The sequence below is a fragment of the Deltaproteobacteria bacterium genome, from assembly GCA_009692615.1.
In the GTDB taxonomy this organism is placed as follows: domain Bacteria; phylum Desulfobacterota; class Binatia; order UBA9968; family UBA9968; genus DP-20.
In genome coordinates this window covers 25,701-38,955 of record SHYW01000010.1, presented here as the reverse complement: position 1 = coordinate 38,955, position 13,255 = coordinate 25,701, and the positions used below count along the sequence as shown (strand labels likewise).

Below are 13,255 nucleotides of genomic sequence, written 5' to 3'. Positions count from 1 at the left end.
GGGCGGTTGACGAGCAGTGTGGCGTATCGCCCACAAGGCTCCGACAAATCCAAACCAGGATTGAGTGCCTAAAGACGAATGCAAATATGACGCAGGTGTTGAGGCGATAATGATCACGCTCCGCAGGGTTATTCTCAATCGCCGCGGCGAATAACTAGACACGCTGCCGGCGCGATACTGAGATAGACGACGGCGCCGACGGGGAAATGGGTGGTACTATCTGTTTTGGCCTGGATTCTCTGTTCTCCAACCGTTATCCTAAATTCGCTTGAGTCCCCAAGGTAGGTCGATCCCTGGACAATTCCTTGGAAAACATTATGCTGACCCTCGGCGCAAGTCGCTTGGCTCACTAGTGACACATCCTCGGGTCTGAAAGCGATCAGCACATCCTTCGACGCCTTATTCAGCTCTCCCTTTTGCGTCGCCATCAGCACCCCAAAGGATGTCGTGATGCGCGCAAAGCTACGATGGTCTATCTCCTCGCTCAGCTCCCCACTGATGATATTCGCGGCGCCGATAAAGTCAGCGGCAAACTCGTTCACCGGGTTGGCATAGATCTCCCGCGGAGTCCCGATCTGCGCGATTTGACCTTTATTCATCAGCGCGATGCGATCCGAAATCGCCAGCGCTTCGACTTGATCGTGGGTCACGTAAATCGTCGTGGTTCCGAGCCGCCGCTGCAGGTCCTTGAGTTCCCAGCGCATCTGGTTACGCAGCTTGGCGTCGAGGTTGCTGAGTGGCTCATCCAAGAGAAGGACGCTCGGCTCCGCAACCAACGCGCGCGCGAGCGCGACGCGTTGCTGCTGCCCACCGGAAAGCCGCGGCGCCAGCCGGTCGTGGAAATCCTCTAATCCCACCAGCTTGAGCGCGGCATGAACTTTTTCTTCAATCTCGGCTCGCGGCCGCCCCCTGGCCCGCAAAGGATAGGCAACGTTCCCGTATACGGTCATGTGCGGCCAGATCGCATAGGACTGGAAAACCATTCCGATATCGCGCTTATTTCCGGGAATAAAAATGCGCTGCGAAGAGGAGAAGACGGTCCTGTCGCCGATCGCGATCTCTCCTTCATCGGGCCTCTCCAGTCCCGCGATACAGCGAAGGGTGGTGGTCTTGCCGCATCCCGAAGGCCCCAAGAGAGTAAAGAAGCTGCCGGACTCGACGTCAAAGCCGATCCCATTTAAAGCGGAAACTTTTTCCTCCTGGGTGGCAAACGCTTTCTTCAAATTGTGAGCGCGGATCATCATCTCTATCGGATCTCCGCCACGCTGAACCGCTGGCTTACGCGCCGTGCTAGCAAAGTCAGAGCGGTAACCAGAGCCACTACGGCGACGCCAAGCGCGTTGAGCTGGGTGTACTGCCCGCCTTCGTAAAGGTCGAAGATAAGAACCGGGATGACCTCCGTGCCCGCGTGCCCGAGAAGGACGGGCAGAGACAGGACTTTAAAACTCATGGTCAGCACGTAGACCCAGCCGACAAACATTCCCGGAAGGATCAACGGCACGAGTACGCGGGAAAAAGTATACCACCAGGAGGCGCCGCTCATCAGCGAAGCGTCTTCGAGCTCTTTATGCACCTGCGTGAGAGCGGTGCTGCAGGCGCGCATGCAGATCGGCATATACTTGCTCACGTAGGCAATCACCAGAATCCATAGCGTGCCATAGACTGGGATCGGAACGGTCAGATACAGCCAAAGGAGTGAAAGGCCGAAGACCATGCCCGGAAAGGCGATGGGTGAGAAGGCGAGCGCATCGAGGAGCTTGCGTCCGGGGATGTTCGTGCGGATGACGATCCAAGCGACGATCGAGGTGAGAAATACGCAGATGCTGGCGCTGCCGAGACCGACGATCAAATTATTGCCCAGCGCGTTTAGAATCGCGTTGTAGGTGATCAGCCAACGGTAGTTGTCCAGGGAGAATAGCCGAAACATGCTCGCGGACGGGGACCCGTACCAAGGAAGAAAAGACGCATAGAGAATCACCAGGACAGGGAGGCCGAGAACCAAGCTCAAGATAGACAGAGCGAGAGAACCGCACAGATAGCGCGCTCGGCCGAGATTCATGACGTAAGGGCGGAAGCCTTTGCCGGTAATGACCGCGTATTTCTCGGCGTGGCGCGTCGCGCGAAAGTAGAGCAACAGTCCCGCTCCGGCGATGACTAGATAAATCATCGCGAACGTGGCACCGAGGTTGTAATTGGTCGGCACCTCGCGGACGCTCAAGTATACTTCGGTCGCGAGCAGGGTGATTCCCGCGGGAAGCCCCAGGATCACCGCCTCTTCGAAGGTCTCTACCGCACGAATAAACAGCAACAACCAAGTCGCCAGGAGGGCGGGAGAAATCAGTCGCAAGGTGACCTGATGAAGCGTTTGGAGGATGCCGCTACCGGACATGATTGCCGCTTCTTCCAGCGATGGGTCCATGGAACGGAAAGCCGCCGCGATGAGGAGAAATGCCGTAGTAAAGCTTCCCGTGCCGAACGCCCAGATCATTCCTCCCATGCTGTATACGTTGAACGGCGGATCTGGTAGCGCGAACAGGTTCATGAGAGCGAGGTTCACGAGGCCGATCTTGGGGCTGAAAAGCAGCACGAGTGAAATGCTCTCGATAATGCCGGGGATCATGATCTCCGTGAAAACGGCGCCATAGATCAACCCGCGGAAAGGGATGTTGGTTCGCTCCGTCAGCCACGCGAGCAAGCAGCCGATGAAAAACGCCAGGCTGCCGCCGCCGAGCGCAAAGATCAGAGAGTTCCAGGTGGCCCGGCCGAGATTTGAATTGGCAAAGGCCTGGGCATAATTCTGCAGGGTGAAATGGGTCTTGGTTCCGGGCGGGCCGTCCTGGAAACTTCCGTAAATGACCATGATGACGGGGATCAAGGTGAGATAGACCACGATCCCGGCGGTCCCGAGAAGAATGAGCGACCTCCAGTCCAGTCGGCTTGTCTCCGCTTGCATTATGGCTTGAGGCGAATCATCGCGCGTGTGCGCGCTGATGGAATCCGGTCAGGCGGTCATTGCGGCCGTCAGATCGAATCGGCCACGGTTACAAAATCACTTGCGAACAAGAAGGATTTCTTTGATCCAGCGTTTCGCTTCGTTGCTCTTTTTGCCGGCCATCAACGGGTCCAAAGGGAGGAACGCGTCGGATTCCTGCACTTTGACGAATTCGGGATTGCGCGCGGGAATACCCTTGCGCACCGGGGTTCTGCCGATGTCCGTTCCAATTATAGTCTGGCCCTCTTCCGAGAGGAGGAAATCATAAAAGAGCGCCGCGGCATGCGGGTGAGGCGGCAACGCGGCCGTCATGATCGGTGACAGACTAAAAATGGCCGGGTTAGGATATGACATCCGCAAGGGCGCCTTTTTTGCAATCAGCTCGGCCACCCGGTAGCCGTACAACTCCGCTCCAACTGGAAGCTCGCCGGCAGCCACCAGCTGGGCGAGGAGCGTGTGGCCGCTGCGGATCTGCGGTTGGTTTCGCGCCAGCGCGCGGATAAATTCCAGAGTCTTTTCATCGCCCCAAGCCTGAACCATCCCCAAAATCATGATGTCAGGCTCCGTATCGAGTCCTATTTTCCCTTTCCACTTAGGGTCGAGCAGGTCGCGCCACTCTTTGGGAGTTTCCTGAGGAGCAACGAGATTGGTGTTCGCCCCGATCACCGTCGGACTCATGGCCAAGCTCACCCACCAACCGTCTCTATCGTAAAGTTTGGGCTGCAGAGCGCGCACTTGGGGCGACAGATAGCGACCGATGATTCCACCTTCGCGAAAAAGCGCCATCTTCGACGTGCCGGCGAGAACTACATCGGCAAGGTGCTTCCCCGCCCGGTACTCGGTGGTAATTTTGTCTTCAACTTTACCGCTGACACCGCGAAAGACGAGAACGTTGATGAGTGGATATTTTTTCTTGAATCCCTGCGAGATCTTCTCGACCTCGTCGCCCGCCCAGTTCGCGTACCACATGACCGCGCCTTCTTTTTTTGCCCCCTCCACCAACAAGTTTTCTCGCTCCGGTGCGGCGAGATTGTTTATTCGCTCGGGAAGCCGACTGGCCATTTCCGCCCCCTGAACGCTGAGCCAAAACGAGGAGAGCAGGAAAACCGCGCAAACCGGTACGAAGTACCACCAGCGAGGGCGCGTTCTTCGTAGCATGGTATCTTTCTTTGTCGAATTATTTGACTAGTAAGATAGGAGTTGGCCGGACGACGTTCTTGCCATCTGCGATAGCGAATTCGTTTTCGCAAAACGGACACTTGGCTGCGATCCTTAGCTTTTCGAACTGGGGAGAAACCAAGAACTCCTGATTACAACCGGGACATGTAATTCTGATTGAGCTGGCCATAATGCGACTTTCTCCCATTAAGCGTCAGATGGGATTCGTGCCAAATTAGCGCTGCCGACGCATTTCTCCAAATCAACCTTGCGCATGGTTTCCTCTGGCACCTGAATCTTGATTTCGAAGGGCTCCGGCGCCGCCGGTTTGGTTGCGTCGATGCCGCCCTTGGCGACAGTATAGGCCTGGTAACTAAGATCTTCAGGGCCAACCGCGTAGGCCGTCGGGTCGCGAGTGGTTGAAACCATATTGGGAATAACCACCAGATCTCGATCCCAGCGGCTGCGCGTCGCTACCGCCCAAAGCACATCCGCGTCATCGAAAACATCGATGTCTTCGTCTACCACCACGATATGTTTTAAGCGCCGATCAACGGCAAGGGCGGCGACGATCGCCTCTCTTCCTTGGCCCGGAGCGGTTTTCATGATTTGCACGTAGGCGTGAAAGCGGCTGCAGCCCGATGAGGGAAGATGAACGTTTCTTACCGTGGGCACGGCCTGTTTGACGGCACGATACACCGCCCCTTCGAGGGGAATTCCTCCCAAGTGGTCTTGGTCCCGTCCGCCCAGGTGGATGTCGTGATATATGGCGCCGCGGCGGTGGGTGATCGCGTGGATCTCCACAATGGGCCGAAGCGTTTCCGGCGAATAATAGCGCGCGAAATCGGCGCGGAGCCCGTGGCGGCCTTTCTCGTTTGGCAGGATCACTCCCTCGATGACAATTTCCGCGTCGGCCGGCACAAGAAAATCCTCGCCCCAGGTTTCCGATGCAACCAGCCGAAGCGGTTGATCGAGGATGCCGCCGATGACCGAATACTCGTCGACATCGATGGAGGCGCGTGTTAGGGAGCCTAGACACGCGGCGGGATGGTGGCCGATCCAAGCTGCAAAGGGTGTAGGCTCGCCGTGGATTCGCCGTTCGCGGAAACGTTCCCAATTATGACTACCCTCTCCTAAACCCATCGTCGCTCGTCTCGGTCCCAAAACCCTCAGGGTCTGGTACGCGCAGTTGTAAATTTTCCGGGTGTCCTTATCCACCGTCGTGATGATAGAACCCAGGATCGTGCGGCCTCCCTCCATGTGATAGGGCAGCGGGACAGGAAAGTCATAAAGGTTGGCCTGATCGCCGACGAGAATGCACTGCTTGACCGGCGCTTGCTCTTTGGCGATCACCAGTGGCGGTCTTGTGTTCTGGCTTTTCAAGTCGAAGTCTAGGCCCACTCTCTCGACGGTGGAGTCCAGCGCCAGCGCGCAGAGCCGGCGACTGGCAAAGAGATTGGAAAGGAGCGGAAAGCGGGACGGATTTCCCTGAACATCTTTCGCCCGGCGAAACATCACAATGGGGAATTTGCGCGCGTGGTCCAACTTTACCAGTAAGGCGGAAATTTCGAACCGGGGATCCAGCTCTTCTTCCACGTTCAGCAAGTATCCCGGGTCCAAAGCACGGACATCGTCGAGAAAACTGTGGAGGCTCTTTACGGTATGCTCGGATTCCATAGGCAGGTCATCTTCGTTTCATTGTTCTCAGCCGCCGCTTTGCTCGACCGGGTTGAGTCGGTGCGGGATGTTATTTTTTTCCAGCTCTTTGTAATAGTCCTCTCGGATCGCGGGATCTTCCCGCTCATAGGAGATCTTGAAGCCGTACTTGGAGTACGGATCTTTATCCTGCGCGGTGAGCGCCGGGTTGTAGCTTCTGCCACTCCCGTAACGCAAACCGCTACCCCGAAAGGCCAACATTTTATAGTCACCCTTCCCGGTGTTGTGGTGTTGATGGAACTCGTTGGTCCGAGGGGCCACCACCCCGTAAGGACGAGTCCGCACCTTGCGGCGGTTCTTTTCTTCCCCGGGCATGAAGAGCAGCTCATAGCCTTGGCCCTCGATGACAATCACGTGCGCGCGCGCATCATGCCGGTGCGCGGTGACGTAGGTTCCTTCGGAAGCGCTCATTACGTGCATGCCGATGGAGGTGTTGGACATCGCAAGGCGCATGATCGATGTTCGGTTGCCCCGTTCAGGATAAGGGTCGAGATTCAACTTGCGGATGTCTGCAATGAAATTGGTTTCGTGGAGTCGTAAATTCCAGTGTTTGCCGTTCCCTGAAAAGTAATCCTGCATCGCAAACGAGTACCGATCGCGGAAACAAAAGTCGTTGTTAAAGACAAATTCCAGATTGTGGTACAGGTTAATAACCTGAGCCATGTTGGTGCCGAAAAGTATTCTGCAGGGTTCAGTGCCCGAGCTATTGAATTCCTGATGCCACGCGTTCAGAGGGATCGCTAGCAGCGCTCCCTCTTCCCATTCGATGGTGTGTTTGGGCTCACCCGGCTGCCAAACCGCCGTGGCTCCTCTCCCTTGCATGACGTACATGACCGAGTCGTACATGTGGCGCTCGGGTTTCAATTCGCCTTTGGCCGGGATCTCCACGATTTGAAGGTTGTAGATTTCCTGGTCGCCCAGGCGGGTATACGCGGCCTTTCCCCCTCTTCTCTCCCAATCGCTCAGGGGCAGCGCGGCGAGATCCTCGATCGCGCTGCCTTCGTATAGAGGGACTCCTTCTTGCTTAACAAAATCCTGATAAGAGCTTTTTACGTACCAATCGTCGAAAGTCTGTGATGGGTTGATCATCGGGGGACACTTCCAGTGTCAGGAGGTAGTTATAAACTATCTAAATCTGAACAGTCAATGGATAAGGAAATTTAGTTGCGCGTTGACGGGCAATTTGACAAGCCTTCACTCGTGCGTGCCTTACAGATTCTCGATCTCAACCGGCTCCACCGGCACGGCCAGCTCGAATCCGAACACCTTCGAGTAGAAATACAGCTCCGCTTCGAGCACGCGCTTGATGTTTTCGGCTTTGCGAAAGCCGTGTTGCTCGCCTTCAAAAGTCAGATAGGCTACCTGAAGTTTTTTCGTCCGCACGGCCTCGACCATTTTCTCAGCTTGATTGGGTGGGACAACTTTGTCTTCTAGGCCTTGGAAGATGATCATCGGGCAATTTAATTGGTCGGTGAAATGGATCGGCGAACGTTCGACGTAGAGATCGCGGCGTTCGGGATACGGACCGATCAGACGGTCGAGATAGCGCGACTCGAACTTGTGGGTGTCTTTGGCGAGCGCTTCGAGATCGCTGATGCCGTAGTGGCTGGCGCCGGCTTTGAATATATCGCGAAATGTCAGCGCGCACAGCGTCGTGTAGCCGCCGGCGCTACCGCCGCGTATCGCCAAGCGATTAGCGTCGACTTCGCCTCGCTCCGCGAGATAGCGCGCGCCGTTGGCGCAGTCGTCGACGTCGACGATACCCCACTGGCCGTTCAATCTTTCGCGATAGGCGCGGCCGTAGCCGGAGCTGCCGCCGTAGTTGACATCCAGCACTGCGACGCCTCTGCTGGTCCAATATTGAATCGAGTATTTCAATGAGCCGGAACTCGACGAGGTCGGTCCACCGTGGCTCAGCACCAATAGCGGCGGCTTTTCGTTTGCCGGCGCGGCGTAGTCGCGATTCCGCGGCGGATAAAAATATCCGTGCGCGGTTAAACCTTGTTCGGTTGGGAATTCGATCGCCCGCGCTTCGGAGAGATAACCGTCTTCGACGGCGGTGTCGCGCGACCTGCGCAACACTTCGAATCGTTTCGTCGAAAGATCCAAGGCGACAACCGCGCTTGTCTCGGTTGCGGACGCGCCGATGAAGACGACGCGGTTTCCAGTGACGCGGACTTGTGAAATGGCTGAATAGGGAAGTTCGATGTCGCGCAAGTTTTTCGTTTCTATGTCGAGCGTGGCGAGATAATCGTTGCCGTTCTTCGTGTAGCTACAAATAATTTGTTTGTCGGATGCGAAGCCGTAAAGCGAGCCGCCGAATGTCCATTGCGGTTGGCCGAACTCGGCGGCCATCGGGCACAGCGCTTCAATTTGATTTTCACGCCACCGATAGAGATTCCACCAGCCGGTACGATCGGAAGCGAAGTGGAGCACGCCGTCAGGCGACCATGCGGGCTGGTAGATCGATTCATCAACGCCGCCGGCGATCTTTATTTGCTCAATCACTGCGCCGTTGTCGCCTAGTTTGCCGAGCCAAAGCTCGGTGCCGTCCCACGGCATATTAGGATGATTCCAAGTCAGCCAAGCGAGTTGTGAGCCGTCGGGGTTCAGACGCGGCGAAGAATAGAAATGATTTCCCGAAACGACGATCTCGCCAGAGTTGTCGCCGTTAAGGTCGACGCGTGCGATCGCGTTGACGGCTTCGCCCGGAGCGGAATGATCTTCGCGCACGCAGTAAAATAAATTTCTGGGCCGGTCGATCTGGCCGTCGGCGTAACGATAGTTGCCTTGCTTCGTTAACGGCTGCGGTTCTCCAGCCAGGGTTTGCCGATACAGCCGCTGATCGGCGAAGTTTGAGAAGACGATGGCGTCATTCGAAATTGCATAGTCGGCGCCGCCGTACTCGTGCACGCGGTTACGGGCGTTGAATCCGGTTGGCGTCACATCCGTTATGTTGCCGTCTGCAGAACGGCGGACGATGACTTTTCTGCCGCCTTCTTGAGAGCGGCGTTCGATCCAATAGATGTCGTCGCCCCTGTTGAGATTGATGCGGATTTGCTCCAGACCGATTTCGCCGCCGGCGACGATGTCGGCGCTGATCGGCGACTTCCAGGAGCCATAGGGGGAAATGATTCGATTCATATGGACGCAGTGATTATTTCCACATCCTCGGGTCGAAACGAAACGGGATCGGTGTACCGATTCGAATGCGTCTAAAGTCTTTCTGTTTTGGGTTCAGCAGATAATTGCACTCCGTTGGGATTAGCGCGGACGGGACGGACATGATCGCAGTGGTGTTCCTGACTAACCAGGATGAGCCAATATCCTTGAGCGCTTCGGGAGCGGGGAAGTCCCGCCAGTTTCTCGGCAACATCGCAGTCTCGAGATGTTCGATCTTCACGTTGTCTGGAATTTCAGCGGGTATGGCGACCAAATCTTCGGGGGCAAGATCGGTGTCGAAGTGAACAAATAGTTCCAATGCGGCGAGCGACAATGACTCAGAGGTGTAGACGGCTGACCCGCCCGAGTGATTCCATCGGCCGCCATATTGCCGTGCGCCTTCGCCGTCGAAGCGGCGAAATTTTCTCAACGCAATGCGCCAGACTCGCACTAGCTTACGATGCCGTGCTCGATGCGACCTAGAACTTCTTCGATCTGCCGAATGCCGATGTCGGTGTCGAGCAGTTCTAGCGGCGGTACATTGCCCAAGGCGCGATTCGGGCGGCGCAACCACTCGGCGGCTTTGGCTTCGCTACCTAAAGTTTCCGCGGCCTGGGCGCCAACGCGCGCCATTCTCAGCACGCGATCGGACTCGTCGGCAAGCAATCTCCGCTGCTTTTTCCTTCTTGCATTGGTTCGATGAGGTAAATGTAGGGCGTTTGCTGCTTCTTCCCGTCCCAAGCCGAGTCGTGCCGACAATGCCTCGAAGGATGCATACGGGAGGCCTCCCTTAACCGTTTCTCTCAAGTCGGCCAAGTTCGCGATTCGCCGCTTCAAAACTTTGCGGCCACCAAGTGCGTCTACGAGTGATTCCATTGATTGCATTTGATTGCTCCTAAAATTTCTACTGGCAGCTAGTGTAGTGCCATCTGGCAGTAGTTGCAACGTTGTAAAGCGGACATCTGACTATCTTACGCGGCGGTCATCCTCAACAGCCTCCGGGCATTACCGTGCAGCATCGCTTCCCGTTCCGCGCTGGTGCATTCCATCGTCTGAAGTTTGTCCGCCGCCATCCAGTCGCCCAAGTCGAAGGGATAATCGGTGCCGACCATGATGTGATCGGCGCCGACCATGCGTTTCAAATATTCGAGAGTTTCAACGCGGTAGACCAAATTATCGAAGTAGAGGTTCTTCAGATATTTACTCGGCGGATATTTTGACGGGATCGCGGATGCTCCAGAGCCGCCGGTTTTGTCCTGGTCCAAGCGGCCCAGGTGGTAGGGGAAATATCCGCCGCCGTGCAGCAGGCAGAGTTTCAGACTGGGGAAGCGGTCGAAGATGCCGGTGTAAATCATGTAGGTGACCGAGAGCGTGGTGTCCGCCGGATTGCCGCAAATGCTGCGTAGGCTGAAAGGATCCATCTTGTCGGCGCCGGCGACCCATTCCGGATGCATGATCATCATCACGTCGAGATCTTCGGCTTTTTTCCAGAATGGATCGAAGCTCTTGTCGTTGAAATATTTGCCGACGACATTCGACGCGATGGTGACGCCGGACATTTTTAAACTGACGACGGCGTGTTCCAACACTTTGGCGGCGCGGGTGGGATCTTGCAACGGCACGGTGGCGATGCCGGCGAAGCGGTTGGGGTGGCGCTTGACCAAGTTCATGATCGCTTCGTTGTAGAGTTTCGACCAGGTTTCGCCGCGCTCGCCGTCGAGTTCGTAGCCGACGCAGGCGGTGTGGGCTTCCACCGTGGCGATGCCGATATTGCCCTTGGTCATCGCTTCGAGACGATTGGGCACTTCGGCCATGCGCGGATCGGGATTGAGCCGATTGCCTTTGGGAAATTGAATGCGTAGGGGATTGTCTTTAGCGTCCTTGGGCGGAAAATATTCGACGCCGAGCGCTTTGCCGTTCTTTTTGACCTCATCGATCAGCTCCATCGGAATATAGTGATGATGAACGTCGATGGCGCTCGCCGTAGTTCGAGTCGGTGTTGCCGTGGTCGCGCAACTGGCTAACAAGCCGGACGATATGATTGCGCTCTTGCCGGCGATCTTGAGAAAGTCGCGGCGGCTTAAATCGTTTGCTGGGTGTTTCACCATATCGCGTCTCCTATTTAATAAATTCTCGTATTGCGTTGTGCGCCGCTGCCGGATTCGTCGCCAAGTAGTGATGACCTTCGCCGGCGAGGACGACCAGCTTAGCGTTGGCAATCGCCTTTGCCAGTTGGTGCGCCGCGGCCCAGTGGGTGGTGTCGGTGGCGCCGTGGTTTTCGTCGTCGCCGACCAAGACCAGCGTCGGTACTTTGATTTCTTTCAAGCGCGCCGTGTGATCGTGTTCTTGGCGCGCTAAAACGAAATATAGATAGTTGTCGATCCCGGCGATGCCGGACATTCTCACTTGTAAAAACTTTTCGATCAGCGCGGGATTCTTGGCGACGAACTCTTTGGTCCAGCCGGTTTCGATGGTGTGCGCGCGGATATAACCTTCGAAGCCTTGCTTGACCATGTCGCGGCACATCGCCAATGGGATGCCGTGCGCTCCAGGATGCGCCGCGCCGCTGGAGGCGAGAATCAACTTTTTCACTTTGCTCGGATAGTCGAGGGCGAACAGTTGCGCGACCACACCGCCCATGGAGTGGCCGCAGACGACGGCTTGCTCGACATTCAAATGATTTAGAATCGCCGCGGCGTCGTCGGTGAACATCTTGATCGAATATTTCTGTATCGCCTTGGTCGATTTGCCGGTGCCGCGGTAGTCGAACAGGATGACTTTGTGATCGCGGGAAAACTCCGCCACCTGATGAAACTTCCAGGCTTGATGGTCGAGACCGGTGACGCTGCAGAAAAGAAACGGCGCGCCTTCGCCGTGCACTTCGTAGTAGACTTCGGCGTCGTTGATGTTGAGAAAGGGCATCTGACCTCCGTGGGATTTTGATAGCGTCGAACTTGAGCGGACTATAGCTGCGATCCGTCCGCTTCGGCAACCGAATTTTCGCGCCCCTGTGTTTTCATTCGTTGCGCGCCGGATGGGTTGGTGGCATATCTCTGTTTGAGCTGAGACTCGATGGGATCCACTAGATAGCTGTCGTGGTAGGCAGTTTCTGGCAGCGCCGCCGCCGCAGGTATGCGATTTGAATCACGAAGGGATGGGCCAATGAAAAATAATTTATTAGTCGCGCTGGCGCTATCTTGGTTGTTCAGTTCCAGTGCCCAGGCGCAGCCGCTCAACATTGATGCCGCTAAGAAAGAGGGCAAGGTGATTGCCTACGGCACCATTCTGCCCCAAGTCATGGACCCGATTCACCGCGGCTTTGAAAAAAAGTACGGTATCAAAGTCGACTACTGGCGTGCTTCGGCGACCCAAGTGATGGAGCGCGCCGTCGCCGAGTGGCAAACCGGCAAGCCGGGCTTCGACGTGATCTTCGCGGCGCAGAGCGCCCAGGATCTGGTCAAGCAGGCCGGCGCGTTGGCCAAATACACGCCGCCGTCGGCGGAAAAGTTCCCCGCCAAGTTCAAAGACAAAGACGGTATCCTCACCTCGTGGCGGCACACGCCCATCGGCGTTCTGTACAACACCGATATGATCAAAAGCACCGACGCGCCCAAGAGTCTCGACGATTTGCTGCAAGCGAAGTGGAAAGGCAAGATCGCGATTCCCGATCCGACGCGCCACACCACCACGGCACAGTTTCTTTATAGTTTGAAAAAAATCAAAGGCGACGGTTGGCTCGACTACGTCAAGGCGCTGGCCAAACAAGAGCCGCTGCTACGAGAGTCCTTCGCGCCGGTACCCAACGATATTTTGCGCGGCGAGGTGACGCTGGGCTTTACTTACATTCAATATGTCCAGCAATTTGCCAAGGCGCCGTTCGCCTTTGTCTTAATGGATAAAATACTCACGGACACTAACGATCTCGGTCTGGGCGCCAAGGCGGCCAATGCCAACGCGGGCAAGTTATACATCGAATATCTCTGCTCCCAGGAAGGTCAAAAGATCGCCGCCGAGCACGGCGAGTTCGTGCTCTATCCCGGTGTCTACCCAGCGATCAAGGACGCCGACAAAGTGAGCGCCAATAGCATCTTCATGGATAGCCCGACGGCGGAGGAGTATAAGAAACTCAGCGCGGAGTTTCGGCAGATTTTTTTCGCTAAGTAGTTTTGAATTTAACTTCCGAAATCCGTTTTCCCGAGTCGCGCGCAGCGCGTATCGAGGGACCCC

At 56.2% G+C, this 13,255-nt stretch carries 11 protein-coding genes; 1 reads left to right on the top strand and 10 read right to left on the bottom strand.

Going from position 1 to position 13,255, the window contains the following annotated elements; translation table 11 throughout:
- Positions 1-134: 134 nt before the first annotated feature.
- From EXR70_03955 to EXR70_03910, 10 genes are all read right to left on the bottom strand, one after another.
- Positions 135-1,241, bottom strand: coding sequence for an ABC transporter ATP-binding protein (locus EXR70_03955; GenBank protein MSP37626.1), 1,107 nt, complete (start codon positions 1,239-1,241; stop codon positions 135-137).
- 5 nt (positions 1,242-1,246) lie between these two features.
- On the bottom strand, positions 1,247-2,953 hold the full coding sequence (locus tag EXR70_03950) for an iron ABC transporter permease (GenBank protein ID MSP37625.1): 1,707 nt from the start codon (positions 2,951-2,953) through the stop codon (positions 1,247-1,249).
- Between the two features lie 96 nt (positions 2,954-3,049).
- Entirely contained in the window at positions 3,050-4,150 is a 1,101-nt protein-coding gene (locus EXR70_03945; GenBank protein ID MSP37624.1) for an extracellular solute-binding protein, read from the bottom strand.
- 207 nt (positions 4,151-4,357) lie between these two features.
- Positions 4,358-5,827: a UbiD family decarboxylase gene (locus EXR70_03940; protein ID MSP37623.1), complete on the bottom strand. Its 1,470-nt coding sequence runs from the start codon at positions 5,825-5,827 to the stop codon at positions 4,358-4,360.
- Positions 5,828-5,854: 27 nt separating this feature from the next.
- Positions 5,855-6,955, bottom strand: coding sequence for a hypothetical protein (locus tag EXR70_03935; protein MSP37622.1), 1,101 nt, complete (start codon positions 6,953-6,955; stop codon positions 5,855-5,857).
- A 120-nt stretch (positions 6,956-7,075) separates the two neighbouring features.
- Positions 7,076-9,010, bottom strand: a complete 1,935-nt coding sequence (locus EXR70_03930) for a S9 family peptidase (GenBank protein ID MSP37621.1) — start codon at positions 9,008-9,010, stop codon at positions 7,076-7,078.
- Positions 9,011-9,023: 13 nt separating this feature from the next.
- Positions 9,024-9,479 (bottom strand): RES domain-containing protein, encoded by a 456-nt coding sequence (locus tag EXR70_03925; protein MSP37620.1) that lies wholly within the window; start codon positions 9,477-9,479, stop codon positions 9,024-9,026.
- Positions 9,479-9,913, bottom strand: coding sequence for a DUF2384 domain-containing protein (locus EXR70_03920; GenBank protein ID MSP37619.1), 435 nt, complete (start codon positions 9,911-9,913; stop codon positions 9,479-9,481). Before EXR70_03920 ends, EXR70_03925 begins: the two co-directional genes overlap by 1 nt.
- Positions 9,914-9,999: 86 nt before the next feature.
- Positions 10,000-11,136: an amidohydrolase gene (locus EXR70_03915; protein MSP37618.1), complete on the bottom strand. Its 1,137-nt coding sequence runs from the start codon at positions 11,134-11,136 to the stop codon at positions 10,000-10,002.
- Between the two features lie 10 nt (positions 11,137-11,146).
- Complete coding sequence (locus tag EXR70_03910; GenBank protein ID MSP37617.1) at positions 11,147-11,950, bottom strand: alpha/beta hydrolase; 804 nt, start codon at positions 11,948-11,950, stop codon at positions 11,147-11,149.
- A gap of 210 nt (positions 11,951-12,160) precedes the next feature.
- Between EXR70_03910 and EXR70_03905 the strand changes: the two genes are divergently transcribed.
- On the top strand, positions 12,161-13,192 hold the full coding sequence (locus EXR70_03905) for an extracellular solute-binding protein (GenBank protein MSP37616.1): 1,032 nt from the start codon (positions 12,161-12,163) through the stop codon (positions 13,190-13,192).
- The last annotated feature ends 63 nt before the right edge of the window (positions 13,193-13,255 follow it).